The sequence below is a fragment of the Maricaulis sp. genome (genome assembly GCF_030149515.1).
Classification (GTDB): Bacteria; Pseudomonadota; Alphaproteobacteria; order Caulobacterales; family Maricaulaceae; genus Maricaulis.
In genome coordinates, this window is the sequence record NZ_JASBRI010000020.1 from 143,165 (window position 1) to 167,629 (window position 24,465).

Below are 24,465 nucleotides of genomic sequence, written 5' to 3' on the forward strand. Positions count from 1 at the left end.
AGCCCCCGCGGCTGCAAGCGCTTGCCACAACGGCCCGGGCGCGAAATGCTGCCAGGCATGAGCGCTCCGCCCGTCAAGACACCCTGCGTCAAGGTCTGCTTTGTTGATCCCAAAGCACAAATCTGCGTCGGCTGCTTCCGTACCCTGGAGGAGCTGGGCCGCTGGACCGCTTACAGCGATGCCGAGCGTGACGCGATCATCAAGGCACTCCCGGAGCGCGAAACGGCCTATCGCAGGACCGGAACCCCGCCTGGCGCACTGCGCCGCTAACGCCCGGGAGATTGGCCTCATGCATCGCCTGATCGCCCGACTGGCCCGGCCCGTGCTTTTCCTGGGCCTGGCACTCCTGCTGCTGCGGCTGGCGGCCTGGCCGCTCTGGGACCAGATCGGCTCGCCGCTGCGCTTTGCGCTCGCCTGCCTGATCGTCGGCCTGTTGTTGACCGCCCTGGTCTTCGCCGCCTTTACCGCGCCTGGCACACGGCACCGCAACATGGTGGCCTGGCTGAGCGTCATCGCGGCCTTCGGCGCCATTGCCGTCGTGGACCGGGACTATGATGAATGGCAGCATGACCGGGTCTGGTCCGGCGCGCCGACGGCAATATCCGAAGCCCGCCCCTCGCCGCCTGCGGACGGCGAGATCGTGCTCCACCGCCAGCCGAACGGGCATTACTACATGGATGCCGCCATCAATGGCGCATCGGTGAACTTCCTTGTCGATACCGGGGCCAGCGTCCTGGCGCTGAGCGCCGAGGATGCCCGGCGCGTCGGCATCCGCACGGACCGGCTCGACTTTGCCTATCCGGTGTCCACGGCGGCCGGCCAGGCCATGGCAGCCCGGGTGATCGTTCGCCGGATCGATGTGGCCGGACACAGTTTCGAACAGGTTCCCGCGCTGGTCTTGCGCGGCAGCCGCCAATCGCTCCTGGGCATGTCGATACTCGAGCGTTTCGACTCGCTGGAAATCCGGGAAGACCGGCTGGTCCTGCGGCCCTAGACGCCGATCGCCGCCTCGCGGATCAGCATGGCGCCCACCACGACCAGGCCTACGGCAAAACAGCGCTTCAGCGTCCGTTCCGGCAGGGCGTGCGCGAGCTTTGCGCCCAGTGGCGCCACAAAGAAAGCCGAGCCGGCCAGCAGCGCAAAACCGGGCAGGTTCACATAGCCCAGCGACATCGGCACGGCATCCTGGCCCCAGCCATTGACGATGAAACCGACCGCGCCGGGAAAGCCGATGGCGACCCCGAAACCGGCGGCAGTCGCCACGGCCCGGTGAATGGTCTTGCCGCACAGCGTCATCAGCGTGACACCGAAGACCCCGCCACCGATCCCCATCAGGGCCGAGAGGATGCCGATCGTACCGCCCAGCCCCCAGCGCAGGGGCCCCGAGGGCATTTTATCGGCCAGTTTCCAGTCCGGCCGGCCGAAGAAGAACTGTGCCGAGAGCAGTATGGCCATGCCGCCGAAAATGCCGGTCAGCCAGTTGCCCGGCAGGAGGTGGGCGATGCGCGAGCCGATCAGCGTGCCGAGCACGATCCAGGGGGCCCAGCCGCGCAACACGTCGAAATCCACCGCGCCATGCCTGGCATGCGCCAGCATGGAACGCATCGAAGTGGCGATGATCACCGCCAGCGAGGTACCCACGGCGACCTGCATGATGCGCGGATCGTCATAGCCCAGCGCCTGGAAGGCGTAGAACATGGCCGGCACCATGACGACGCCGCCGCCAATGCCGAACAGGCCCGCGATCAGGCCCGCAAACGCCCCCGTGGCCGCCATGGCCAGCACCAGAAACCAGATATCGGCCATGATCTACGCCGCCTCGTCGCGCCGGGAGACGGCTGCCAGCGCCTCGTCGACTACCTCCAGACCCGCTCCGCGCCGGGGCGCCCTTTCCGACAGGATGCGCCGCCACATCCGCGCGCCGGGCTCGCCGGTGAACAGGCCCAGGATATGCCGGGTCATGTCATGCAGACGCGTTCCCGCCTCCAGCCGCCGGGCCAGATAGGGTTTGAACGCCTCGACCGCTTCGAACCGCGTCGACACACTGTCTGCATCCCCGAAGACCCGGCTGTCGGCCCCGGCCAGGATCCAGGGTGTGTGATAGGCCGCCCGGCCGATCATCACGCCGTCCAGTCCCTCGCTTTCGGTCAGGCCATGATCCAGCGTCTCGATGCCGCCATTGAGGATGATCTCCAATGCGGGGCGTTCCCGCTTGAGCCGGCGCACGAGATCGTAGTCGAGCGGCGGCACGGTCCGGTTTTCCTTGGGGCTCAGCCCTTTCAGCCAGGCCTTGCGGGCATGGACAGTGAAGCTGGTCACACCGGCATCGGCCACCGTGTCGACGAAGTCGAACAGCGCGGTCTCCGGCTCCTGCTCGTCCACGCCGATGCGGCATTTCACCGTCACCGGCACCGAGACCGCATCCTGCATCGCGCTCACGCAATCGGCGACCAGCGCCGGCTCCTGCATCAGGCACGCCCCGAACCGGCCGGACTGCACCCGGTCGGAGGGGCAGCCGACATTGAGATTGATCTCGGCATAGCCGAAATCCTCCGCAATCCGGCTGGCTTGTGCCAGGTCGGCAGGATCGGACCCGCCCAGCTGGATGGCGACGGGATGCTCGGCCGTCTCGAACCCGATCAGCTTGCCGCGGTCGCCATGGATCACGGCCTTGTCGACCGCCATTTCGGTATAGAGCAACACCCGTTTCGTCAGCACACGGTGAAACGCCCGGCAATGCCGGTCGGTCCAGTCCATCATCGGGGCCACGGAAAGGCGGCGGTCGGGGGCGAGCATTGCTGTCATGGGCGCGACATAGCGCGCTCGCCGGCAATCACCAAGAGCGTCCAGCAAACGCTCTCGACACAGACCGTTCAAATTCGACGCGTTTCCTTCACCCCGTTTCAATCCGGCGGTGTTTTGATAGGCATCGAGGGAGGCGCAGAACATGGCCAAGGCTGTCTATCACAAGCATCAACGGGTCTTCGTACTGCCCGTAGGGACGTGGGCGCTTGTCGAACATGTCAAGCCGCAATGGGTGAAGGATGTCGAAGAGCCCGTCCGGGTTTTCTACGACTGCGGCCTGGGCCGCGACTTCACCGCCGAGGAACTGGCCGCCGAACAGGCCGATTCCATGGAGGCGGGGCATTGGCGGGTGCTGCGGGCAAAGAACAAGTGGCAGTCGATCGAAGAATGCGCCCGGCATCCCTTCCCGGGTACGTTTCCGGTCGTCGTCACCGAGAGCATGGACTGGGGCGGCTGGCGTGTGCCGGCGGCCGAATACGATCGCGATCCGCAGCGGATCGAGGCCCAGGCCCGCCTGATGGCGAATGCGCCGCGCCTGATGGAGATCGCGGAAACGCTCGCCCGCCTTGCCGGGGAGGACGGCGAAATGCCGCCGGCATTAAGCAAGTTGAGCCGGCGCGCGAACGAAGTACTCAAAGAGATAAATACGAAACCTGCCAGCAAGGACAACGGTAGTTCACGACGGGCCGCCTAGGTGATTGCCTGAAATTTTAATCGCCTTCTAACGTTTACCCCGGACTATCCTTCCTCTGTGCCAATGCCCCGGGGTCCAACGCATGTCCCTTGTCGAACAACGCAACCGGTTCCTGTCCTTTGCGTTTGCAGCGTCCGATATCCTCGTTGAGACCGACCGGGATGGCCGTATCACGTACAAGGCCGGCGCGACCGCGGCGCTCGGCGCCCCGCGAAAAGGGGTTGAGGACACGGCAGGCGATACGCTGGAACACCGTATCGACCACACCTCCCGCCCCATTCTGCGCGCCCTGATGCGCCGCCTGAAGCCGGGTCATCGTATCGGTCCCACGCGGATCACCATCGACGGCCGCGAGGCCCGCCTGAGCGGCTGGCTGCTGGACGCCGGCGACCGCGTGTGCTGGACGCTCGCCTTCGAGGCGATGAGCGCACCGGACGATGTCGATCCGCAAGCCTTCGAACGCAGCGCGTCGGCCGCCATCAAGACCGCACGCGAGGACGGCACGGACATGACGATGTCGGTGCTTCGTATCGATGCCGGCGACGAGATCGACCGGCTGATCGGCCCCGATCGGGCCGCGCATCTTCACCAGTCGGTGGCCGCGTCCTGCGCCCTGGCGATCGGCGACGAGGGCGTATCGCGCCGTGTCGACGCTGCCCGCACGGCACTGATCCATGCCCGTTCGGTCGATCTCGACGCGCTGAAGAGGGAAATCGGGGACACGCTGGAACAGTACGGGCTCGACGATGCCGACGTGCAGATCCAGTCGGTGTGCGATGCACCGGAACTGGAACCGGAAATCGCGGTACAGGCCTTCCTGCACGCCGTGAACACCGCCGCCGACAGCGGCCAGGCGCTGGATGTGGTTTCCCTTCAGGAGACCGCGGAACGCATGATGGCCGATACACGCAAGCGGATGACCGAGTTGCGCACGACCATCGCCGGGCGTGTGATCGAACCGCATGCCCAGCCCATCGTCGAACTGGAGACGGGCAAGGTTCATCATTATGAACTGTTGTTGCGCCTGCCGGGCGGAAAACCGGTCGAGGACAGTGTCGGCTTTGCCGAGAGCACCGGGCTGATCTACGAAATCGACTACGCCATGACAGAGATCGCCGCCACCTTCCTGCGCGACGATTACGACCGCCCCGCCCTGTCCGTGAACCTGTCCGGCAAATCGCTCACCAACATGGCCTGGGCCAAGAAATTCCTGGCCCTGCTGGCCGATCTCAAGATCGACCGCAAGCGGCTTACTTTCGAACTCACCGAGACGGCATCGGTAAAGAACATCAAGGCCGCCAATGCCGTGATCCAGAAGATCCGCGAACGCGGGCATGCCGTGTGTCTCGACGATTTCGGTGCCGGTGCTGCAGGCATTCACTATCTGCGCGACTTTCCCGCCGACGTGGTCAAGATTGACGGTGCCTATGTGCGCCGTGCCGGAAAGACCGAGCGGGACACCGTCCTGATCCGCGGCATGATCGATATATGTACGTCACTGGGTGCCGACACGGTGGCCGAAATGATCGAAACCGAGACCACGGCAACCCTCATGCAGTCGCTCGGCGTGCGTTTCGGGCAGGGTTACTATTTCGGTAAGCCTGTTCCGCTAAAAGACCTCAAGGACTCGCGAATCACGCCCACGCGGGCCGCCTGATCAACACGAGACGACCATGGCCGCAGATTTCAGCCGCGTTCGCACGCTTATCGTCGATGACAACGGCTACATGCTGACCATCCTGCGCACGATCCTGCACGGTTTCGGGATCAAGCAGATCCACGAATCGCGCGATCCTGCCGATGCCTTCGACCTGGTGAAGTCCGACGCCGTCGACATCATCATCACCGACTATCAGATGGACATTCTCGACGGGCTGGACTTCGTGCGTCTCGTGCGCACGGCCGATGACAGTCCCAATCCGCTGGTCCCCATCATCATGCTGAGCGCCTATTCCGAGCGCTCCCGGGTCGAGGCGGCACGCGATGCGGGGGTGACCGAATTCTGCTGCAAGCCGATTACGGCGAAGGAAATGTTCTCCAAGATCGCCTCGGTGATCAACGAACCGCGGCCATTCATCCGCAACAAGAATTACTTCGGCCCCGACCGGCGGCGTGCAGACCCGGACAAGTCGACCTACAAGGGCCCCGAACGGCGCAAGAGCCGGCAGAAGGCAAAGGCGGAGGACGCAGACCGGACACCGCCGGCGGAGACCGGAACGGGCGGGTGATCGGCGGTCGACAGACAACGCCGACACACCCTAGTTTGGTGCGATGAATCATATGCGGCCCGATAAGCGCCCGTCCTCGGACAGGGCGGCACGCCCTTCGTCCAAAGGGGCAGTGTCGCGCGGCCGCAAAAAGGTGGGCAAGGGCACGGGCGCAGTCTGGATCGTGCTGGCCATGATCCTGTTCACCCTCGCCTATGGCGGCATCCTGCTGGTGAAGATCCAGCAGGAGCGCGAAATCCTGATCACCGAGGCGGAACGTTCCCAGGCCAATGCCGCGGGTTATCTCGCCGAACGCGTGACCGCCCGCATGGCCGAGGCCCGCTATGCGCTCTCCTTTGCCAGTGCCGACCTGCGCGACACGCCAATGGAGGACATCGTGTCCGCCGCCCGTGCCCGGATGACGGCAATCGGGGAGTCCGAGATCGTCGAAGATGTCGCCTTGCTACTGCCCGACGGCCGTACGATTTCCGCGGCCGAGCTCGGCGGAGGGCTGCGCGAACGGGCCGGCGAAGCGCTCGATTCACCGTCCGGCCTGGCGGCCGAAATCGTCGATGACGAACCGGCCCACCTCATTCTTGCCGTACCGGCACAATTGTCCGACGGAACCGTGGGTGCGTTCGTGGCCCGGCTGGGCGCCGACAGCGTCCTGCCCGACTGGGGCGACGATCGCGTCGTGGCTTTGGCCGACCGCGATGGCGGTATGCTGGCGATCCGCCCGCAGATGCGCAGTGCGCGGCCCGGCACCCCGCTGGCAGAGCGCTTCGGACTGGAGCCCGGTCTGGTCGAACGCCTTGCCAATGGCGGGGGCGGCGCGACCTCGGATGCCCGTTTCGGCGAGGAACGCGTCACCTTCGCCGTTGCCCCCATCGGCGGTACCGAACTGCGGGTCTATGCCCTCGGCGCCATGCGTATCAATCAGAATGCCTGGTACAGGACGATGTCCTTCTACGGGCTGATGTTCATCGCGCCGATCTTTGTCGCCATGGGCCTGTCCGCCCTGATCTTCATGCAGATGGGCCGGCTGCGGTCGACACGCCAGCAGCTGGAAGACAATGAACAGCGCTTCCGCGTCGCCATCGAGGGCGCGCGCTGCGGTGTCTGGGACTGGAACCCGGACGCGGACAGCGTCTTCGTCACCGACAGTCTCGCCCGCATGCTCGGCCTGGAAGGCGCGATCGAGTGTTCCGGCCAGGAATTCCTGCGGCTGTTTTCCAAACCCGACCGCGAACGCCTGCGCGCCTCCATGCACGGGGCCCCCACCGGCGGCGAGGTGGATCTGGAAGTGCTCGCCGCCCATGCCGCGGTATGGCTGCAGATGCGCGGCCGCATCGTTTCGGCCGGCAGCGGCGACACGCCGGACCGGATCGTCGGTGTCGCCATCGACATCACAGAGCGCAAGGGCGCCCAGGCCCGCGTCGCCGCCGCGGAATCCCGCCTGCGCGCGGCGCTGGAATCCATGTCCGAGAGTTTCGTGCTTTGGGACAGCCGGCGCCGGCTTGTCCTGTGGAACCGCAAATTCCGCGACCTGTTCGATTTCGCCGACGGCATGCTCAAGCCCGGCATGAGCTATGACGCCGTCGAGCACGCCGCGGCGCGTGCGATCAAGACGGTTCACGGCGGCGACGGAAACAAGCAGGCCTACGAGATCGAGCTCGCCGACGGGCGCTGGCTGCACTATTCCGACCGCCCGACCGCCGATGGCGGCCTGGTCTCGGTCGGCGCCGACATCACCGATCTCAAGCATCACGAGGCCGCCCTCACCGAGAACCAGGCGCAATTGCGCAAGACGGTCGAGGACGTGAAACGCTCCCAGGCCCGCATCGCCGATCTGGCCCGCAAATACGAAGCGGAGAAGATCCGCGCCGAGGAGGCCAACCGGTCCAAGTCGGAATTCCTGGCCAATATGAGCCACGAATTGCGCACCCCGCTGAACGCCATCAACGGCTTCTCCGAGATCATGCTCAAGGAGATGTTCGGTCCCTTGGGCGACGAGCGCTATACCGGCTACATGAAGGACATCCTCACATCCGGCCAGCACCTGCTCGAACTGATCAACGACATTCTCGACATGTCCAAGATCGAGGCCGGCAAGATGCAGCTTCAGCTGGAGCCGACAGACGCCGAGGAACTCATCGAGCAATGCCTGCGCATCGTGCGCGGCCGGGCCGAGGAAAAACGCCTTCAGCTGCGTGCCGACGTCTCGGACCTGCCCGAACTCGACGTCGATCCGCGCGCCTTCAAGCAGGTGATGATCAATCTGGCATCCAATGCGGTGAAATTCACGCCGGAAGGCGGACGGGTGAATGTACGCGGCTTCCTGTCCGGCCTGGGTGTCGCCTTCCAGATCTCCGACACGGGGATCGGCATTGCCAAGGAAGACCTGCCGCGCCTCGGCCGGCCCTTCGAGCAGATCGAAAGCCAGCATTCAAAGAGCCATCAGGGCTCCGGCCTTGGCCTGGCCCTGTCGAAATCCCTGGTGGAGCTGCATGGCGGCACACTGAGCATCGATTCCGTTCTGGGCGAAGGCACGACCGTGACCGTGGTTATCCCGATCAGCCAGGACCAGCCCATCGACAAGGATGCCCTGGCCCGTGTGGAAGCCGGCGAAGACATCGCCGATGTCGAACTCGTCGAGGCCGCGCCGGACGCGGGCGACGAAATCGACGCAGCCCTGATCGCACACTACGAGGCCGACGATCACCCCGCCGACGCGGACCGGGCGCGGATCGAACGCCTGCTCAATGACGGGCTGGACGATATCGGTTTCGAAGCCGATGACGAATTCGTCAGCGGCGATCCCCGGATGGCGGCAGGCAAATAGGCTCAGCGCGGCTCGGGCCGGCCCTCTTCGAGACCCGGCCCTTCAACGGGTGGCGGTCTGTGCCGGCGAAAACGCGGGCCCCGATCGCCATGAAGTGCTTCCAGCGCCGCCGCACGCGTATCCGCATCGAGTTCCACAAGGATGTCGAGCACCACGGCTTCCATGCCGTTTTCCAATTGCGTCCGCGCGTCCCGCATGCGCTGCAGCGCATGAGCGACCGCTTCGCGATCCACGGTTTGCGCCGTCAGAAGGGTTTCCAGCTCCTCGCGGGCCGCGCGGCTCTCGCGGAACAGGCCGCGAACCTCGTCCATATTGGCGCGCAGACGCTCGCGTACCTCGCGGCGGGCATCCTCGGGCAGCGCAAACACGAATTCCCGCATCTCGAAACCGCGCCCGCCGCGCCGGTGCCGGTGGCTGCCGGGCCCGTCCTCGTGATGCGGCCGCCAGTCGGGCCCGTCGGCCGTGCGATGCAGGACGAAACCCGCCAGCACCCCGTTGATCAGGACCGAGGCCAAAAGTGCGATAATCCAGGGTGTCGAAGGTTTCACACGTCGTCTCCCAGCCAGTCGACCCAGTCCTGGTCGAACCCGTAAACCGCGTCCGCCAGCAGCGTATCCTCCACCGGATCGCTCGCCGTCAGCGCCCCGCTGGCAAAACCGATAAACGCTCCCAGGACGAGCGCAGCCGCCGCGGCTGCCGGAATCTGCCAGCGCGGCGCTTCCGGCCGCACCGGCCCTGCCGGGAACGCCTTCAGGATGCGCCGCTCCAGCAGATCGGACGGCTCGGCCGCTGCGCCAACCAGACAGGCATCCAGTGCCGCGGCTTCGCGCAGCGCGGCCGCCACCTGGTCCCGATGGGATTGCGCAAAGGCTTCCGCCGCCGCACGTTCATCGTCCGGCCAGCGCGCCGGATCGGCGCCATAGGCCTCCAGGATCTGAAAAAAGCGCTCTTGCGTCATTGCGTTACACCGTGTTGGCCATATCCGGCCCCGTAAAGCTGGCCATCAGATCGGGGGCATCCCCGAGCAAGAGGGCCTTCAGTTTGCGCCGGCCACGGGCCAGCAGGGATTCCATTGCCTCGACCGAAACCTGCATCAACTCGGCGGCGGCGATATTGCTCATCTCCTGGAAGTGAACCAGTTCGATGGCCTGCCGCTGCCGCTCCGGCAGTTTCGCCATGGCATCGACAATCCTGTCGCCGGTTTCGGCCCGGCTCATCGCCGCTTCCTGATCCGGCGCCTCGTCGGCGCGTTCGGGCAGGGTCCCGGTCAGGACGTCCCGGCGCTTGCGCAGCCGGTCGTAGCACAGATTGATCGCGATCCGGCACATCCAGGTCGAGACCCGCGCCTCCCCGGAACGCCAGCGCGGCGCCGCCTTCCACACCCGGATGAAGGTCTCCTGCGCCACATCCTCGGCCTCGGTCTCGTCGCCCAGCGTGCGCCGCGCAAGGCCGAGAATGCGCGGCAGGTTGCGTGCCATCAGAATCCGGGCTGCGCCCCGGTCGCCGCCGGCGATCCGGGACATCAGCACATCGTCGGACGGCGCCTCCGGGGGTTCGCGCACGCGGCGGGATTCGGCCGGTCTGTCAGCGTCCATACCGCGTCCGTCGAACATTGCGAGGCTCAGTCGCGCCACCAGAAACGGCGATCCTGACGCCGCTCGGCGGCTGCGTCCAGCTCCTCCGGCGTCACCACACCGCTCTCGTCACTGTCGAGCCGGTCGAAGATGCGGTTCTCGCGCCCCAGGAATTCGGCACGCGAAATGCGGCCGTCCTCGTTGGCGTCGGCGCGCATGTGATCCCGTCCACCGTCCGGGCCACCGCGATGACGGCGCCAGCGCCGGCCTTCGCCATCCTCGCCGTCTTCGGCATGAATGGCCCGCAGGCGGGCCCGCATGGGCGACTGGTCGGCCTCATCCAGGAATCCGTCACCATTGCGGTCCATCCAGTCGAACATCTCCGCCTGCAGGGCGTCGACTTCAGCCCGGGTGATGGAATTGTCGCCGTTCGCGTCGGCAGCGCGGAGCATCATCAGAGCATGCCCGGCTCCGCCCCTGTGCGCGCCGTGATGACCGCCGCGGCCGCCGCCGAAGGACTGGGCCTCGGCCACGGTGCCGGCCAGCATCAGTGTGGACCCGGCGAGAAGAACGATCAGCTTGGAGTGTTTCATCAGGAAAATCCTTGTCTTTGACCACCTCGCTGACCCTTCAACGCGGCAGGCCGGACTTTCCGTCGCCGCCTCTACAGCTTTCCGACAAGCCGCCGGAAAGCCTGCCGTACGGCCGCGCATCGCTGCTCCAGATCCCTTTCCAGACTGTCCAGCGACGCATCGCCGGCCAATCCCGCCAGGCGCTCGGCAAAGCCCGCACTGGCGCTCTGCGGATCGAAGCCGGACCCGTGCGCACTGCGCAGCAATTGCAACAGGCCCAGATAGAGCCCCAATGTCTGCGACAGCAGGCTGGCATCGCGGGCATTGAGTGCGCCGGCTTCGGCCAGCGCGGCGATGGCGTCGCGGGTCGAGGCGCGCACCACATTGCGCCGGGCGGCGTGGATCAGCTGCAGTGTCTGGGCGATGAATTCGACGTCCTGGATTCCGCCGGCCCGTGCCTTGAGGTCCCAGGGCCCGCGCGCAGGCTTGGCCTCCTCCAGGCGCCGGCGCATGGCCAGCGCATCCTCGCGCACTCCACGGCTGTCGCGCGGCTCCTCCAGGGCAGCGCGGATCGCCGCCTCGACGCGGGGCGACAGTGCGTCATCGCCGACCACGATGCGCGCCCGTGTCAGCGCCATCATCTCCCAGGTCCAGGCCTCCCCGGGATAATAGCTTTCGAACCGCGTGACATTCACCGCCACCGGGCCGGCCTTGCCGGACGGGCGCAGCTGCATGTCGACGGCGAACAGCTCGCCTTCCTCGGTCGGCGCCGACAGGGCGCTGATCAGGCGCTGGGCGAAGCGGCCGAACCAGGCCTGGGCGCCGGTATCGCCCTCATAGACGATCATGATGTCCAGATCGCTGTCCGAGGCGAGCTCCCGCCCGCCCAGCTTGCCCATGCCCAGCACGACGAAACGCCCCGGCATGGCACCGAAGCGGCGTTCGGTTTCCGCCTGCGCCGCCTCGGCCATGGCATGCAGTGCAATCTCCGCCATCGAGGAGAAGGCCATTCCGGCAGTGTCGGCATCGGCCCCCCCGCGCAGAATCTGCGCCCCGATACGGAAGCGTTCCTCGCGCACCAGCCGGCGGGCGGCGTTGAGCGCGGCCTCATAGCCGTCGGCGCGAACCATGGCCTCCTTCATCATCCGTGCAAACGCGCCGGGCGGATCCTCGGCCAGCGGCACCGAAAAGCGCCGGTCCAGCATGGCGTCCAGAAGATTGGGCCGGCGCGCCAGATCCGCCGCCATGCGCGGCGCCAGGGTGAGGATGGAGATGAGATCGTCCGCCAGGCCCGGCTCGTTGGAGAGCAGCGAAAGCGGTTGCACCCCCATGGGCAGGTTCTCGAAAAAGGCCGCGAACCGGACCAGTGCCGCATCCGGCTCGCCGGTGGCGGCCATGCGGTCGACGAGGCGCGGTGCGATACGCGCAAACAGGGCACGCGCGCGGGTGGAGCGCACGGCGCGCACACGGCCGGCCGCCCAGGCATTGAGCCGCTTCCACACCGCTTCGGGGTCGGCAAAGCCCAGGGTTTCCAGCGTCTTCAGCGTATCCGGCGTAGGCTCGACCCCGGTGAGGATCAGCGAACCGGCCTCGGAGGCGAGAGGTTCGTCGCCCTCGAACTGGTCGGAGAAATGCCCGTGCACCCGGCGCAGGCAGGCTTCGACCGCACTTTCAAACTCCGCCAGATCGGCAAAGCCGGCCATCGCGGCGATCGCGGCGCGCTCCGCGCCACCCTCCGGCAGGGTCTGGCTGGCTTCGTCCTGGCGCATCTGTACGCGATGCTCCCAGGCCCGAAGTCGGCGGTAATCGGCGCTGAGAGCGGCCACGACATCGCGGTCCACAATGTCCGCCTCGGCCAGGGCCGTCAGCGCATCCAGGGTCGCCGGCAGACGCACGCTCTCGTCGCGCCCGCCGAAGACCAGCTGGGGGATCTGGGCGTAGAATTCGATCTCGCGGATACCGCCCCGGCCCAGTTTGAGGTCATGCCCGGCCGGCCGGATTTCCGCGCGCCGCCCCACGGTCTGGATCTGGCGCGCCAGGCCGCGAATATCGTCGACGGCGGCGAAATCGAGCGAACGCCGCCAGATGAAGGGCTGCAGGTGCCTGAGAAAGGTGTCCGCAGCGGCGAAGTCACCGGCACAGGCGCGCGCCTTGATCCAGGCCGCGCGCTCCCAGGTCTGGCCCAGGCTTTCGTAATAGTTCAGCCCTGCCTCCGTGGAGATCACCACCGGCGTCGCACCGGGATCGGGACGCAGGCGCAGATCGACGCGGAAGACATAACCGGCCTCGGTGACGTCCTGCAGCGTCTTAGCCACGGCCTGGACCAGGCGCGGCAGGCGTTTGCGCGGCTCTTCGCTCTCCGGCAGCACCAGCGCATCGGGATCGTAGAACACCACCAGATCGATATCGGAGGAATAGTTGAGATCGCCGGTGCCCATCTTCCCAAGGGCCAGTATGAACAGGCCCGGCAGGGGGTTGGCGCTGCCGGCCGGCGGGAAGGCCCGCTCCCGATCTGCCAGAAAGCGGACATGCCCGGTCAGGGCTGCCGCCACTGCGGCATCGGCAAAGCGCGTCATCGCCCCGGTGACCTGTTCCACGCTCCAGGCGCCGGCCAGGTCGGCCAGGGCAATCACAAGATGGGCATCGGCCTTGGCGTCGCGCAATGCCCGGTCCAGCGCCGCCACATCCGGCGCCGCCTCGCCGGCGATGCGGGCATTGTCGATCGCATGGCCGATCAGATGTTCCGGCCACTCCGTGGCACAGGCTGCCAGTGTCGCCGGGCGCCGCTGCGCCAGCCGGGCAATGTAGGGAGCCGCATCGAAAACAGATCCAAGAAAGGTGCGGACGGGCGTCACGGCTGCCCGGGTCTCTGCCGGCAGCGCGTCCAGGATGTGCCCGCAGCGTTCGGGATCACGTCCCGGCAGGGGTTCAAGTCCGGCATGAAGGATCGGCGTGTCGGTCATGTCCGGCAAACTGGCCCGATCCGGCCTCGTGGTGAAGCCTGTCGTGTTGCGATCTCGAAATCTCACCGATCCAGGCGGCAAGGTCAGCGTGCCGCCGCACCGAAGCATCCAGCGCCGATCGCCATTTCGGCCCGCGCTCGACTGCCTCGTCATAGGCCCGCGCCAGATCTCCAGGCCGGTCGTCGACCAGGACTTCGATCAGCGCCTTGGCCTGGGCGATGTCCTTGCGCGCCTTGTTCCGGTTCGGCCCGGACCGGCGTTGCGCGACAATAAGCTTGTGGATGGCAAACCGCGCAGGCTGGGGCACCTTGACAAGCACGCCGTTGCGATAAAGAGCGACCGCCGGTATCGGATCGGCAATCAGATAGTTGAGGAAGTGCAGGCTCTGTGCGGTCACGCCGAGCGCCGGGAGCGGCCGGACGCTTTCCGCCTCGTCGACGGACGGTGTCAGAAAGTCGAGCGATGCTCCCCCGCCTTTCATGCGCCAGCGCGCGCCACCTTCGGCCGGTTTGAGGCCCGGCACGGGCTCGAGGCCAAGAAGTTTCAGGGCGTCCGGCAGGGCGGGGCTGGCCTCATCCTGTATCACCATTGCCAGGCGTTCGAACGTCGCGATATCGACATCCTCCGTCATCGCGATGGCCCGGCCCGTCACCCATCGACCCATTCTGCCGTGTAAAGGCGGAACGCGTGTGTCCCGACCAATGTTCCGCCGAGCCGGAATACGCCCGACTTCGCCAAGGCGTTGAGGAGCTTGCCCGTGGATTGATCCACAGTCGGCAGACCTGCGGTACGCAGCTGGGAGACCCAGGCACCACAACGCTTGTCGAAGGACTTGGCGTTTTCTCGCTCTGTCTGTGCCCGTTCGATCCGTTTTCGCGTTTCCGGCGAATCCGGACCTATGTATTTGTGCGTGACCTTTGTTCCGATACGGAATTTTGCATACCAATACCCCTTTCCGCCTCGTTTGCGCAGCTCAGGAGCGCCTCCGATATCCAGCACACGACGGGTGAGGTGCGCTTCCAGGAGTTCCTGATACGCGGTCTGCAGGGAGAGCGGATAAGGTTCGGTCATGGATCATGTGCTACAAAATACTCTCTTGTAGCACACACCCCTAACCGGGCTCGGCGGGCGCTCTCGGGAAGCTCAGGGATGCCCGCAGGCCCGGGCCGTGCCCGCCCTCGACAACGCCGGGGCCTTCGCCCAGTTCGAAGCGGCCATTGTGGACATCGGCGATGGCCTGGACCAGGGACAGGCCGAGCCCCGAGCCCGGCTTGGTACGCGAATTGTCGAGGCGGACGAAGCGCTGGGTGACACGGTCGCGGTCGGCATCGGGAATGCCGGGCCCTGTGTCGGTGACGGAGAACTCGATCCGCCCGTCGCCGGTTTCGCGCAGACGCAGCGTTACTGCGCCGCCCGGCGGGGTGTATTTCACGGCATTGTCGAGCACATTCGCCAGCGCCTGGGAGAGCAGGCCGCGATCGCCCAGCATGACGAGGCCGGTCTGGATCTCGCTGTCGAAGGCCAGGCCGTCATCCTCGCAGACCGGCTCGTAGAGCTCGGCCAGGTCGTTGGCGATCTCGGCGGGATCGAGGCGCACGATCGACGTCCGGCTCTCGCCCGCTTCCAGACGCGAGAGCGAAAGAATGGCGTTGAAAATGCCCAGCAACTCGTCGGTATCGGCCACCGCGCGTTCCAGCGCCTGTTCGCGCGCGTCCAGATCGCCGCCCTCGCGCAACGCCTCGTCGAGCCGGTTGCGCATGCGGGTCAGCGGCGTACGCAGATCATGGGCGATGCTGTCGCCGGTATGGCGCATGCGGTGCATCAGCGCTTCGACCCGGTCCAGCATGTTGTTGAAATTCTCGGACAGCTCGTCCAGCTCGTCGCCGGTATAATTGCGCGGCGCGCGCGGCTGCAGGTCGCCGGCGCGAACCCGGCGCGCAACACTGTTGATCCGGTCGAGACGCCGCACGAAACGCCGGCTGACGAAAATCCCCGCCGCCACGCCCAGCGCCAGCGCCAGTGCCGAGGCCGCCAGGATGGTGTTGAGCATGCGCGCCACGAGGCGTGTTTCCTCGTGCACGTCCAGCCCCACGAACAACCGGTAGCCCGAGGGCAGGCCGACGATCCGGCCGCGCGCCGTGCGGTCGTCCTTGCCGTCCTCGCCGGCTTCGTCGCCCACGGGCGGACGCTGATAGACAAACTGGATGCGCCCTTCCTCGTCCGGCTGGACGCCGGAGGGCAGCCCCGTGAGATTGCCCGACATCGATCGGCCGGACGGATGGACGAGCACATAGAGATAGTCCGCCCCGCCGCCGACCGTGCGCTGCAGGATATACCGGTTGAGGCTGGCGATGCCGCCCAGCTGGAAACGCTCCTCGAGCACCTCCACCTCGGCATTCACGGCCGCATCCGCCCGGCGCAGCATCATGCCGGCCGATGCCGCGTACACGAAGCCCAGGATGACGAAGCTCGACAGGGCGAACAGCGCCGCCGACAGGAGGGTCTGCCGGAAGGCTGTCGTCCTGAGGAAGGCGGCGCGGCGACGCTCCACGCGATCAGGCCTGGAGGCGGTAGCCGGCTCCGCGCACCGTGTGCAGCAGCGCCCGCGGGAAGGGTTTGTCGATCTTCGAGCGCAGACGCGAGATATGCACGTCGATCACATTGGTCTGGGGATCGAAGTGATAGTCCCAGACCTTCTCCAGCAGCATGGTGCGTGTGACCACCTGGCCGGAATGCTTCATCAGGAATTCCAGGAGGCGGAATTCGCGCGGCTGCAGCAGGATCTCTTCGCCGTCGCGCACCACGGTGCGGGCCAGCAGATCCATCTCCAGATCGCCCACGACGAGCTTGGTGCGCACCGTCTCCGGATCGCGCCGGCGGGCCAGGGCCTCGACCCGGGCGAGCAGTTCGGCGAAGGCATAGGGCTTGACCAGATAGTCGTCGCCGCCGGCCTTGAGCCCCTTCACGCGGTCGTCCACCTCGCCGAGCGCGGAGAGGATGAGGACCGGCGTGCGGTCCTCGTCCTTGCGCAGGGTCTCGACCATGGTCAGCCCGTCCATGCGGGGCATCATGCGGTCGACCACCAGCACGTCGTATTCCGCCGCACGGGCCATTTCCAGACCTTCCTCGCCATCGGCGGCGTGGTCGGCCACATGGCCGCTCTCGCGAAGCCCCTTGCGGATGTAGCTGGCCGCCTCGCGGTCGTCTTCGACAATCAGAATGCGCACCCGTGTCTCTCCTATTCCTCGTCTTCGTCGAGCTGCAGCGCGACATAGCGCTGGCCGCCGCGGGTCTCGACGAGAAGCAGGATGGCGCTGCGGCCGTCCTCGCGGGCATTGTCGACTGCGGCACGGAAGGCTTCCGGCGTCGCCACCGCCCGGCCGCCGGCCTCCAGTATCACATCGCCCGTAGCCAGCCCCTTGCGGGCCGCCTCGCTGTCGCGATCGAGATTGTCGACGACCAGGCCGGGCGTTCCGCTGTCGATATTGCGCAGCTCGCGATCCTCATCGCTCAGCGGCACCAGGCGCATGCCGAAATAGGACGCTTCGGCCTCGGCCTGGCCGGCCGCGGTCATGGAATTCAGCTCGTCCTCGCTGGGCCGGTCGCCCAGGGTGACACGCAATGTGCGCTCCCCGCCGTCACGCACGATCAGGAAGCGGACGCGTTCGCCCGCCTGCAGATCGCCGATACGGCGGGTCAGGTCGCGCGACCCCTCGACTTCCTCGCCATTCACTTCCAGCACGATATCCTCGCGCTCGAACCCGGCCTCGTCGGCCGGACCGCCGGCAACGATGGAGCTGACGATCGCGCCGCGCGGCTCGTCCAGGCCCAGCGCGCCGGCAATGTCCTCGGTCACGTTCTGGATCGACACGCCCAGCCAGCCGCGCGCCACGCGGCCGTCTTCCATGAGGTCGGCGACGATACGGGCCGCCACGTCGGAGGGAATTGCGAAGCCGATGCCCACATTGCCGCCGGTCGGCGAAAAGATCTGCGAATTCACGCCGATCACATTGCCGGAAAGATCGAAGGTCGGACCGCCGGAATTGCCGCGGTTGATCGGCGCATCGACCTGGATGAAATCATTGTATGTGGCCGTGCCGATCGGCCGGCCGATGGCGGAGATGATGCCGGCGGTCGCCGTACCGCCCAGGCCGAACGGATTGCCCACGGCAACCACCCAGTCGCCCACGCGATAGTGCGGATCCTCCTCCAGCGTCACATAGGGAAAGTCGGTATCGGTATCGATCTTCAGCAGCGCCAGATCGGTTTGTTCGTCCGAACCGATGATGCGGGCATCGTATTCGGTGCCATCGCTGAGGCCGATCGTGATCTCCTCGGCATCGCGCACGACATGGTGATTGGTGACGATATGACCCTCGGCGGAAATGAAGAAGCCCGAGCCCAGCGACTGGCGCGGTCGCGGCTGGCTGGGCTGACCGCCGAACTGGCGTTCCAGCCATTCGCGGAACTGGGGGGGAAGGTTCTCCATATCCGGGCCGAGCCCGGCATTCTCGACGCTGCCGCGCGCCTGGATCGTCACCACGGCCGGGCTGACGCCTTCGATCAGGTCGGCAAACGACATCGGCGCCCCGTTGGGCACGGCGGCCGCAAAGGGCGGACGGACTTCCGTGTCCTGGGCGTAGGCTGAACCGTGCATCGGGCCGGCCAGCGCGATCGCGGCCAGGGTGGACAGGGCCAGGAGCGAGACACCGCCGAGGCGGCGCATACGATCTACCGAAATCATGGAACTATCGACCTTTTTCATTGCGAACTGGGGACACTCTCTCGCGCACCGGTTATCGGCCGCGTTTCTTGAACATTACAATAACATTACATACCGTAAGCTACCCGTCATGTTTCCGCGGAGACCTTGTCCTCAAGGCGGGTCCGGATCACCACAGGGCTGTTGAGCGTCCGGTGCACCGGACATTTGTCGGCGATTTCCAGCAATCGCGCGCGCTGCTCCTCGTCAAGATCGCCCTCGATGGCGACCCGTCTTTCTATGATGTCGACCTTGCGCTCCTCGCCTTCAAGGCAATCGGCGCAATCCTCCGCATGACCTTTTTCGTGATGCAGGGTGACGGTGACCCGGTCGAGCGGCCAGGCCTTGCGCCCGGCATACATGCGCAGCGTCATCGACGTGCAGGCGCCCAGCGCGGCCGAGAGATACTGGTAGGGAGACGGCCCGGCATCGCCGCCGCCGACGGATTCCGGCTCGTCCGCCAGATAGGCGTGCGGGCCAATGCCGACGCTGTTTTCATAGCGCCCGCCCCCCGTCTCCTGCACGACCACGCCCTCGCCGGCGGCCGGCCGCGGCGTCGCGGCACCGGTTTCGGGCGCGACATAACGGGCGCCCCAGGCGGCAATGACATCGCCGATATAGGCGGTGTCCGTCTTGTCGGAGAGGAGGTGGTCGGCCTTGTCCAGGCTGACGAAACTCTTGGGATGCCTGGCGGCCAGGAAAAGCCGGCTGGCATTCTCGATACCGACGGTGCCGTCCACGGGCGAATGGGCGATCAGAAGCGGCCGTTTCAGCGCGGCCGCGGCCTCTTCCACATTGTGCCCGGCGATATCGTCCAGAAACTGCTTGCGGATGGTGAAATGCCGCCCGGCCAAGCTGACCTCGGCCTCGCCGGTCTCTTGGATCCGGCTGAGATCGGCGGCGAACTGCCGTGTCACATGTTCGGCATCGGACGGTGCGCCCAGCGTAGCGACGGCCTCGACCGAGGGCAAATGCGCGGCCGCCACGATCGCGGCCGCACCGCCCAGGCTGTGCCCCACCAGCAGGGCCGGCGCCTCATGCTCGGCCGCCAGATATTCGCCGGCCGCAACCAGGTCGGCGATGTTGGAGGAGAAATTCGTGTTGGCGAAATCACCCTCGGACTGGCCCAGCCCGGTAAAATCGAAACGCAGGACGGCAAAACCCCGCTCCGCCAGCCTGCGGGCGATCCGGCTCGCCGCGTAAATATCCTTGGAACAGGAGAAGCAATGGGCAAACAGGGCAAAGGCCCTCGGCTTTCCGGCCGGTTTTTCCAACCGGGCGGCGAGCCGATCGCCGCCGGCCCCGGGAAACTCAACGCGTTCGGTCTTTGCCATGGTTTTTGCTCCATCTGTCCGGAGCAAGAGGTAGCGGTTCCGGCGCCGGCCGCAAGACGGGCGGCCTATTCGCCGCCTGTGTCCTCGCCCTGCCATACCCCTGCCTCGCGCAGGGCCTCGGCAACTTCCGGCGGCATGTAGGTCTCGTCATGCTTGGCAAGGACGGTCTCGGCGACGAGCGTTCCGGTCTCGGCGAAACGGCCCTGCACGATGACGCCCTGCCCCTCGCGGAACAGGTCCGGCAGGATGCCGGCATAGCGCACACCGACATCGGCTGCGCCGTCGGTGACGATGAACGCCACCTCGCCCGCTTCGGTCTCGCCGACACTGCCCTCGCGCACCAGACCGCCCACACGGACCCGGTCCTCGAAACCGGGATGATCGGCGGCGATCTCGCTCGGCGAATAGAAATAGACGATGGCTCCGCGCATGGCGGTCAGCCCCAGTGCGACCGCGGCAATCAGCACGGCGCCGGCGGCGGCCACAGTGGCCAGTCGGCGATTGCGGTGGCGCATCAGGCGGTCTCCTGTTTCACGAAGACAAGCGAGAGGTTGTTGGCCGGCATGCCGGCGCGGCGCTCGAGGGCAAAACCCCTGCTTTCGAACAGCGCAACGACGTCATCGAGCTCGCGCACGCCCCAATCCGGATTGCGAGACTTCAGGGACCGGTCGAAATCGAGATTGGACGGCGCGGTCTTCTCCCCTTCCCTGTAGGGGCCATAGAGAAAAACAGGCCGGCCGGGACCGAGCAGACGCCCGGCACCCGCCACCAGATTCCCGGCGACGCGCCAGGGCGAGATATGGATGACATTGATGCAGACGATGGCGTCCACCGGGGCAAGGTCCCTGTCCCAGTCGGCCTGGAGAAGGTCCAGTGCCAGGGGCGGCGCTATGCGCCCGTCCGCCTCGGCGGCCCAGGCTGCCTGGCTGCGGCGTGAGGTTTCGTCGGGATCGCTCGGCTGCCAGGCGATATCCGGACGCGCCTGACACAGCGTGACGGCATGTTCGCCCGTGCCCGAGCCGATCTCCAGAACCCGCGCATGTTCAGGCAATACCGCGCCGAGAATACCGGCGATCGGTTCGCGGTTCCGCGCCGTGCTGGGCGAGAACAGCCGGTCCTCCCTGGAAACGCGGTCTTCGAGCGCGACGGGGGATGTATCGGATGAACGGGTCATGCGGGCCGAATTAAGAGCGCGGCGCGCGCGAGGCAAGCCGCAAGCGCAAGCCGGGACGCTATGCCGCGGCCGCCAGTCCGCGCCGGCGCAGCAGATTGGCCAGGTCGTCACGTCCGGCCACATCGAGCAATCTCGCGGTGATTTCCAGACCGTCCTGGGCCGCGGTGCGGTTCTGTCCTTCGCTGGACGCCACCAGGTCGACCAGCAGGTCGCCGGCCTCCTGCATGCGCTTTTCTGCCAGATCGGCATTGCGCTTGTGGGCCGTGCCGATCGCTGCGGCATTCACATGTTCCCGGCACCCGTTGAGGAAGAAGAGCAGGCCCTCGATCCGGTCGATAGCCTGCTCGCTGGGCAGTTGCGCCGGAATGATGCGGCCCGAACGGCCGCGCCGCGGTTCCGGCAGGCCACTGTCCAGCGCCAGGGGGATCTTGTTGAGAATTTTCTCGACATTACTGGACGCTTCGGCGCGCAGGGAGAACAGGACCTGCCCCCAGCGGCCAGCCTTGCGAATACCGAACTCGCTGGTCATGCCCGTCGAATAGACAACGAAATTGTGGAACAGCTCGTAACACGCCTTCGCCTCGTCCAGGGTTTGCGGCGGTTGTTTCAGCTTGGCCGCGAAAAAGCCGGTATCGGCCAGAACGGCATCGCCGACGGCCGCGAGATCCGTCTTGGAGACCACCAGATCGTCTTCGCGATTGCCGATCTTGGCGACAACTCGGAATATCTGCCAAGGATAGACCAGCCGGCCCATCGTCAGCAGCAAAACCCAGAGCGCGGCCTCGGGCCGTTCTTCCAGCAGGCCTTCGTGCAGTTCCTGGACCATAAAGACGAGGTCCGGGTCAAACTCCTCGATCCGGTCGGGCAGTTGCTTCATCGCGACCGCGATTTCCTCGGAATGGGTCAGCAGCGCCGCCGCATCCACCAGCATCGTCTTGCCTTCGGGACCGAAGCGTTTCATCAGCGCGGTCATGTCCTTGGGCACACGTTCGGCGGCGTGAATGGCATTGTTCAGCGCCTCGCCTGCCTCGCGGCGGAAATCGAACCAGACGGGATCGCTCTCGGGTTTGGTACACTTCTTGGCACGCTCGACCATGTCCTTGGCGAGGTGCCGGGCCAGCCAGCCCCAGATCTTGGACAAGTCTTCCGGCGTAAAGCGGAACCGCGATGGCGGTACTGTATCGGGATCGCCGACCAGCGGCCGCAGGGGCGAGAGCACATAGGGCTTCGCCAGCTCGCCCGCCGGACCGCGAACCAGATCCTCCAGCTGGGTAATGATGTCGAACAACTGGCCCGCTGCCGGACTGTCGTCCTTCCCGGCCTTCGCCGTCGCATGTAGCGCTGCCCGCTTTTCAGCGGGCATCGATCGCCACAGCGCTTCGAGCTTGGCCTTTTGGGAAGGCGAAAGTTGAACCATCTGTTTTCTACACAGCTACTTGCCCACCACGACTATTCACCCGGTTAGGTTAAGGACAATTTATCGAGCTGTGGCTGGTAGTCCAATACGGGCCGACAATCCGCCAAGTTCTGATCTCGACAGGGTCAGAGCGCCGTCATAGGCCCGTGCCAGATCTCCGACGATGGCCAGGCCGAGGCCGGACCCCGGCGCCTGCTCGTCCAGGCGCACGCCGCGCTGCAGGGCCGCCTCGCACTCGCTCTCGTCCAGCCCGGGACCGTCATCCTCGATCAGGATGGCCAGTTCCCGTTCGCTCGACCTTTGTGCTGTCACGCGCACCCGGGAGCGTGCCCACTTGCAGGCATTGTCCATCAGATTTCCGACCATTTCCTCGAGATCCTGGCGTTCGCCCTTGAACCCCAGATCCTCCGGCGCATCGGCCGTAATGGCCAGCCCCTTGGCCGCATTGATCTTGCCCAGCGTCCGCGCCAGATCGCGGATCGTCGGCGCCACCTCGGTACGGGCTCCCAGCGCCTTGGCATGCGCCGCCGCGCGGGCTCGCCGCAAATGATGCTCGACCTGGCTGGTCATCAGCCCGGTCTGACGTTCGACCATTTCGGCCAGCGGCCCGTCGGACGTGTGCGCCTCGTTGCGCAGCACCGCGATCGGCGTCTTCAGTGCGTGCGCCAGATTGCCGACATGGGTGCGCGAGCGCTCCACGAGTTCGCGGGAATGATCGAGCATGGCATTGAGTTCGTCGGCAAGCGGTTGCAGCTCGGCGGGAAACTGCCCGTCCACGCGTTCGGCATGGCCTTCGCGCACATCGGCCACGCTGTCGCGCATGCGCAGGACCGGCGCCAGGCCGATGCGGACCTGGAAGAAGACGCCGGCGGCGATGGCCGTGGCAAATCCCAGAAACATCAGGCCAGAGGTAATGGCGAAATTGCGCACTTCGCGATCGGCCGGGCGCCGGTCTTCCGCCGCCATGACAAGGATCGGTTCCGCCCGGCCCGACAGGCGGACCGCCTGGCCGCTCATACGCAGCGGCTCGCCCGAGGGTCCCTTGGCATCGGCCGTATAGACCGTGCCCGGTGCCGCCCGGATCCGTTCGACCATGCCGTCAGCCGGTATCAGGACCTCGTCCCACAGCGAACGCGAAACGGCCAGCACCTCGCCGCCGTCCGCATCGCCGTCATCGTCGAGAATCTGCCAGTACCGGCCCGAGAAGACACGGTCATAGACCGGATCGGTGGGACGGCGCGCCAGCGCCACATCGCCGGCGGGGTCGGTCTCGGCCGCCGCCACCAGCGCTTCGACGACACTGGTCAGGCGCTGGTCCAGCGTGCGCAGGACCGATCGCTGGTAGAGCGTGGTCAGGGCGATGGCGCCGAGCAGCAGCAGGACGAGCGCCCAGGCGGCAGCCCCGGCGAACAGTCGAAAGGCCAGGGAGGACCGGCGCTGCGTCACGACACCGGTCGGGCTTCCGGATCGACCAGCCTGTAGCCCAGACCGCGCACGGTCTCGATCCGGTCATTGCCGATCTTCTTGCGCAGGCGGCCGACAAAGACCTCGATCGTGTTGCTGTCGCGGTCGAAATCCTGGTCGTAGATATGCTCGACCAGTTCGGTGCGCGAGATCACGCGGTCCTGGTGATGAGCCAGATAGGACAGCATGCGGAACTCGTGCGAGGTCACCTTCACGGGCGCGCCGTCGATGAAGACGCGGGCACCGCGGGTATCGATCGACAGGTCGCCGCATTCGATGGTCGACGTGGTGTGGCCGGCGGCGCGGCGGGTGAGCGCGCGCAGGCGGGCCAGCAATTCCTCGGTATGGAAAGGCTTGGTGAGATAGTCGTCGGCGCCGGCATCGAAACCTGCCACCTTTTCCGACCAGCGGTCGCGCGCCGTCAGGATCAGCACCGGGAAATCCCGGCCCTCCTGGCGCCAGCGTTCCAGCACCGTCACCCCGTCCAGCTTGGGCAGGCCGAGGTCCAGCACCACGACGTCGTAGGGCTCGGTATCGCCGAGGAAATGCCCGTCCTCGCCGTCCAGCGCCGCATCCACGGCATAGCCGGCATCCTCCAGGGCCCGGCCCAGCTGGCGATTCAGATCAGGATCGTCTTCAACGACAAGAGCGCGCATC

General features: G+C 66.3%; 24 protein-coding genes. 6 read left to right on the forward strand and 18 right to left on the reverse strand.

Translation table 11 applies throughout. The annotated features are described in order from the left end of the window. The first annotated feature begins 57 nt into the window (after window positions 1-57). Together Q1U94_RS08680 and Q1U94_RS08685 are read left to right on the forward strand one after the other, a co-directional pair. A complete protein-coding gene (locus tag Q1U94_RS08680; protein WP_300543416.1) occupies window positions 58-270 on the forward strand; it encodes a DUF1289 domain-containing protein in 213 nt (70 codons plus the stop codon). Window positions 271-289: 19 nt separating this feature from the next. Beyond that, on the forward strand, window positions 290-994 hold the full coding sequence (locus Q1U94_RS08685; RefSeq protein ID WP_300543419.1) for a TIGR02281 family clan AA aspartic protease: 705 nt from the start codon (window positions 290-292) through the stop codon (window positions 992-994). On the opposite strand, the gene Q1U94_RS08690 is transcribed toward Q1U94_RS08685, so the two are convergent. Continuing rightward, window positions 991-1,806: a sulfite exporter TauE/SafE family protein gene (locus tag Q1U94_RS08690; RefSeq protein ID WP_300543421.1), complete on the reverse strand. Its 816-nt coding sequence runs from the start codon at window positions 1,804-1,806 to the stop codon at window positions 991-993. The two genes, Q1U94_RS08685 and Q1U94_RS08690, sit on opposite strands and share 4 nt — an antisense overlap. Before the next feature lie 3 nt (window positions 1,807-1,809). Next, window positions 1,810-2,805, reverse strand: coding sequence for a tRNA dihydrouridine(20/20a) synthase DusA (gene dusA, locus Q1U94_RS08695; protein WP_300543423.1), 996 nt, complete (start codon window positions 2,803-2,805; stop codon window positions 1,810-1,812). 142 nt (window positions 2,806-2,947) lie between these two features. Between dusA and Q1U94_RS08700 the strand changes: the two genes are divergently transcribed. The 4 genes from Q1U94_RS08700 (at window position 2,948) to Q1U94_RS08715 (ending at window position 8,548) form a co-directional block, all read left to right on the forward strand. After that, a complete protein-coding gene (locus tag Q1U94_RS08700) occupies window positions 2,948-3,499 on the forward strand; it encodes a hypothetical protein (protein WP_300543425.1) in 552 nt (183 codons plus the stop codon). 82 nt (window positions 3,500-3,581) lie between these two features. Further along, window positions 3,582-5,156, forward strand: coding sequence for an EAL domain-containing protein (locus Q1U94_RS08705; protein ID WP_300543427.1), 1,575 nt, complete (start codon window positions 3,582-3,584; stop codon window positions 5,154-5,156). Between the two features lie 16 nt (window positions 5,157-5,172). Further along, on the forward strand, window positions 5,173-5,727 hold the full coding sequence (locus Q1U94_RS08710; protein WP_300543429.1) for a response regulator: 555 nt from the start codon (window positions 5,173-5,175) through the stop codon (window positions 5,725-5,727). A gap of 52 nt (window positions 5,728-5,779) precedes the next feature. After that, window positions 5,780-8,548, forward strand: coding sequence for a PAS domain-containing sensor histidine kinase (locus Q1U94_RS08715; protein WP_300543432.1), 2,769 nt, complete (start codon window positions 5,780-5,782; stop codon window positions 8,546-8,548). Window positions 8,549-8,550: 2 nt separating this feature from the next. Here the strand turns inward: Q1U94_RS08715 and Q1U94_RS08720 are convergent, their stop codons facing one another. The 16 genes from Q1U94_RS08720 to Q1U94_RS08795 all read right to left on the reverse strand — a co-directional run bounded on the left by Q1U94_RS08720 (window position 8,551) and on the right by Q1U94_RS08795 (window position 24,464). Next, window positions 8,551-9,096 carry a periplasmic heavy metal sensor gene (locus Q1U94_RS08720; RefSeq protein WP_300543434.1) on the reverse strand — a complete coding sequence of 182 codons (546 nt, stop codon included), beginning with the start codon at window positions 9,094-9,096 and terminating at the stop codon, window positions 8,551-8,553. Continuing rightward, window positions 9,093-9,506: a hypothetical protein gene (locus tag Q1U94_RS08725; RefSeq protein ID WP_300543437.1), complete on the reverse strand. Its 414-nt coding sequence runs from the start codon at window positions 9,504-9,506 to the stop codon at window positions 9,093-9,095. Before Q1U94_RS08725 ends, Q1U94_RS08720 begins: the two co-directional genes overlap by 4 nt. A gap of 4 nt (window positions 9,507-9,510) precedes the next feature. Next, entirely contained in the window at window positions 9,511-10,143 is a 633-nt protein-coding gene (locus Q1U94_RS08730; protein WP_300543439.1) for an RNA polymerase sigma factor, read from the reverse strand. A 26-nt stretch (window positions 10,144-10,169) separates the two neighbouring features. Next, window positions 10,170-10,715, reverse strand: coding sequence for a hypothetical protein (locus Q1U94_RS08735; protein WP_300543442.1), 546 nt, complete (start codon window positions 10,713-10,715; stop codon window positions 10,170-10,172). Window positions 10,716-10,786: 71 nt separating this feature from the next. Further along, complete coding sequence (locus tag Q1U94_RS08740; RefSeq protein ID WP_300543446.1) at window positions 10,787-13,657, reverse strand: bifunctional [glutamine synthetase] adenylyltransferase/[glutamine synthetase]-adenylyl-L-tyrosine phosphorylase; 2,871 nt, start codon at window positions 13,655-13,657, stop codon at window positions 10,787-10,789. After that, window positions 13,623-14,321, reverse strand: coding sequence for a GSU2403 family nucleotidyltransferase fold protein (locus Q1U94_RS08745; protein ID WP_300543449.1), 699 nt, complete (start codon window positions 14,319-14,321; stop codon window positions 13,623-13,625). Before Q1U94_RS08745 ends, Q1U94_RS08740 begins: the two co-directional genes overlap by 35 nt. Continuing rightward, window positions 14,306-14,728: a GSU2403 family nucleotidyltransferase fold protein gene (locus Q1U94_RS08750; protein WP_300543451.1), complete on the reverse strand. Its 423-nt coding sequence runs from the start codon at window positions 14,726-14,728 to the stop codon at window positions 14,306-14,308. Before Q1U94_RS08750 ends, Q1U94_RS08745 begins: the two co-directional genes overlap by 16 nt. A 40-nt stretch (window positions 14,729-14,768) precedes the next feature. After that, on the reverse strand, window positions 14,769-16,208 hold the full coding sequence (locus tag Q1U94_RS08755) for a HAMP domain-containing sensor histidine kinase (RefSeq protein ID WP_300543453.1): 1,440 nt from the start codon (window positions 16,206-16,208) through the stop codon (window positions 14,769-14,771). A gap of 4 nt (window positions 16,209-16,212) precedes the next feature. Continuing rightward, window positions 16,213-16,884, reverse strand: coding sequence for a response regulator transcription factor (locus Q1U94_RS08760; RefSeq protein ID WP_300543456.1), 672 nt, complete (start codon window positions 16,882-16,884; stop codon window positions 16,213-16,215). Between the two features lie 11 nt (window positions 16,885-16,895). Next, entirely contained in the window at window positions 16,896-18,401 is a 1,506-nt protein-coding gene (locus tag Q1U94_RS08765; RefSeq protein WP_300543460.1) for a Do family serine endopeptidase, read from the reverse strand. 107 nt (window positions 18,402-18,508) lie between these two features. Beyond that, window positions 18,509-19,753 (reverse strand): alpha/beta fold hydrolase, encoded by a 1,245-nt coding sequence (locus Q1U94_RS08770; RefSeq protein WP_300543462.1) that lies wholly within the window; start codon window positions 19,751-19,753, stop codon window positions 18,509-18,511. Window positions 19,754-19,818: 65 nt separating this feature from the next. Continuing rightward, window positions 19,819-20,268 carry a cytochrome c maturation protein CcmE gene (gene ccmE, locus Q1U94_RS08775; protein WP_300543465.1) on the reverse strand — a complete coding sequence of 150 codons (450 nt, stop codon included), beginning with the start codon at window positions 20,266-20,268 and terminating at the stop codon, window positions 19,819-19,821. Further along, entirely contained in the window at window positions 20,268-20,927 is a 660-nt protein-coding gene (locus Q1U94_RS08780; RefSeq protein ID WP_300543467.1) for a DUF938 domain-containing protein, read from the reverse strand. The genes ccmE and Q1U94_RS08780 overlap by 1 nt, the downstream gene beginning before the upstream one ends. Before the next feature lie 58 nt (window positions 20,928-20,985). Then, on the reverse strand, window positions 20,986-22,290 hold the full coding sequence (locus tag Q1U94_RS08785; protein WP_300543469.1) for a hypothetical protein: 1,305 nt from the start codon (window positions 22,288-22,290) through the stop codon (window positions 20,986-20,988). A gap of 114 nt (window positions 22,291-22,404) precedes the next feature. Further along, window positions 22,405-23,790 carry a sensor histidine kinase gene (locus tag Q1U94_RS08790; RefSeq protein ID WP_300543471.1) on the reverse strand — a complete coding sequence of 462 codons (1,386 nt, stop codon included), beginning with the start codon at window positions 23,788-23,790 and terminating at the stop codon, window positions 22,405-22,407. Next, the gene (locus tag Q1U94_RS08795; RefSeq protein ID WP_300543473.1) at window positions 23,787-24,464 is read right to left on the reverse strand and encodes a response regulator transcription factor; all 678 of its coding nucleotides are present in this window, start codon (window positions 24,462-24,464) and stop codon (window positions 23,787-23,789) included. The genes Q1U94_RS08790 and Q1U94_RS08795 overlap by 4 nt, the downstream gene beginning before the upstream one ends. Window position 24,465 lies beyond the last annotated feature (1 nt).

What these genes read in the sequence shown, in the direction of transcription:
- Q1U94_RS08710 (WP_300543429.1), top strand. Translation starts at nt 5,173, where the DNA reads ATGGCCGCAGATTTCAGCCGCGTTCGCACGCTTATCGTCGATGACAAC.
- Q1U94_RS08715 (WP_300543432.1), top strand. Translation starts at nt 5,780, where the DNA reads ATGCGGCCCGATAAGCGCCCGTCCTCGGACAGGGCGGCACGCCCTTCG.
- Q1U94_RS08780 (WP_300543467.1), bottom strand. Translation starts at nt 20,927, where the DNA reads ATGACCCGTTCATCCGATACATCCCCCGTCGCGCTCGAAGACCGCGTT.
- Q1U94_RS08765 (WP_300543460.1), bottom strand. Translation starts at nt 18,401, where the DNA reads ATGATTTCGGTAGATCGTATGCGCCGCCTCGGCGGTGTCTCGCTCCTG.
- Q1U94_RS08745 (WP_300543449.1), bottom strand. Translation starts at nt 14,321, where the DNA reads ATGGGTCGATGGGTGACGGGCCGGGCCATCGCGATGACGGAGGATGTC.
- ccmE (WP_300543465.1), bottom strand. Translation starts at nt 20,268, where the DNA reads ATGCGCCACCGCAATCGCCGACTGGCCACTGTGGCCGCCGCCGGCGCC.
- dusA (WP_300543423.1), bottom strand. Translation starts at nt 2,805, where the DNA reads ATGACAGCAATGCTCGCCCCCGACCGCCGCCTTTCCGTGGCCCCGATG.
- Q1U94_RS08685 (WP_300543419.1), top strand. Translation starts at nt 290, where the DNA reads ATGCATCGCCTGATCGCCCGACTGGCCCGGCCCGTGCTTTTCCTGGGC.
- Q1U94_RS08750 (WP_300543451.1), bottom strand. Translation starts at nt 14,728, where the DNA reads ATGACCGAACCTTATCCGCTCTCCCTGCAGACCGCGTATCAGGAACTC.
- Q1U94_RS08680 (WP_300543416.1), top strand. Translation starts at nt 58, where the DNA reads ATGAGCGCTCCGCCCGTCAAGACACCCTGCGTCAAGGTCTGCTTTGTT.
- Q1U94_RS08740 (WP_300543446.1), bottom strand. Translation starts at nt 13,657, where the DNA reads ATGACCGACACGCCGATCCTTCATGCCGGACTTGAACCCCTGCCGGGA.
- Q1U94_RS08795 (WP_300543473.1), bottom strand. Translation starts at nt 24,464, where the DNA reads ATGCGCGCTCTTGTCGTTGAAGACGATCCTGATCTGAATCGCCAGCTG.
- Q1U94_RS08770 (WP_300543462.1), bottom strand. Translation starts at nt 19,753, where the DNA reads ATGGCAAAGACCGAACGCGTTGAGTTTCCCGGGGCCGGCGGCGATCGG.
- Q1U94_RS08690 (WP_300543421.1), bottom strand. Translation starts at nt 1,806, where the DNA reads ATGGCCGATATCTGGTTTCTGGTGCTGGCCATGGCGGCCACGGGGGCG.
- Q1U94_RS08735 (WP_300543442.1), bottom strand. Translation starts at nt 10,715, where the DNA reads ATGAAACACTCCAAGCTGATCGTTCTTCTCGCCGGGTCCACACTGATG.
- Q1U94_RS08705 (WP_300543427.1), top strand. Translation starts at nt 3,582, where the DNA reads ATGTCCCTTGTCGAACAACGCAACCGGTTCCTGTCCTTTGCGTTTGCA.
- Q1U94_RS08730 (WP_300543439.1), bottom strand. Translation starts at nt 10,143, where the DNA reads ATGGACGCTGACAGACCGGCCGAATCCCGCCGCGTGCGCGAACCCCCG.
- Q1U94_RS08785 (WP_300543469.1), bottom strand. Translation starts at nt 22,290, where the DNA reads ATGCCCGCTGAAAAGCGGGCAGCGCTACATGCGACGGCGAAGGCCGGG.
- Q1U94_RS08700 (WP_300543425.1), top strand. Translation starts at nt 2,948, where the DNA reads ATGGCCAAGGCTGTCTATCACAAGCATCAACGGGTCTTCGTACTGCCC.
- Q1U94_RS08725 (WP_300543437.1), bottom strand. Translation starts at nt 9,506, where the DNA reads ATGACGCAAGAGCGCTTTTTTCAGATCCTGGAGGCCTATGGCGCCGAT.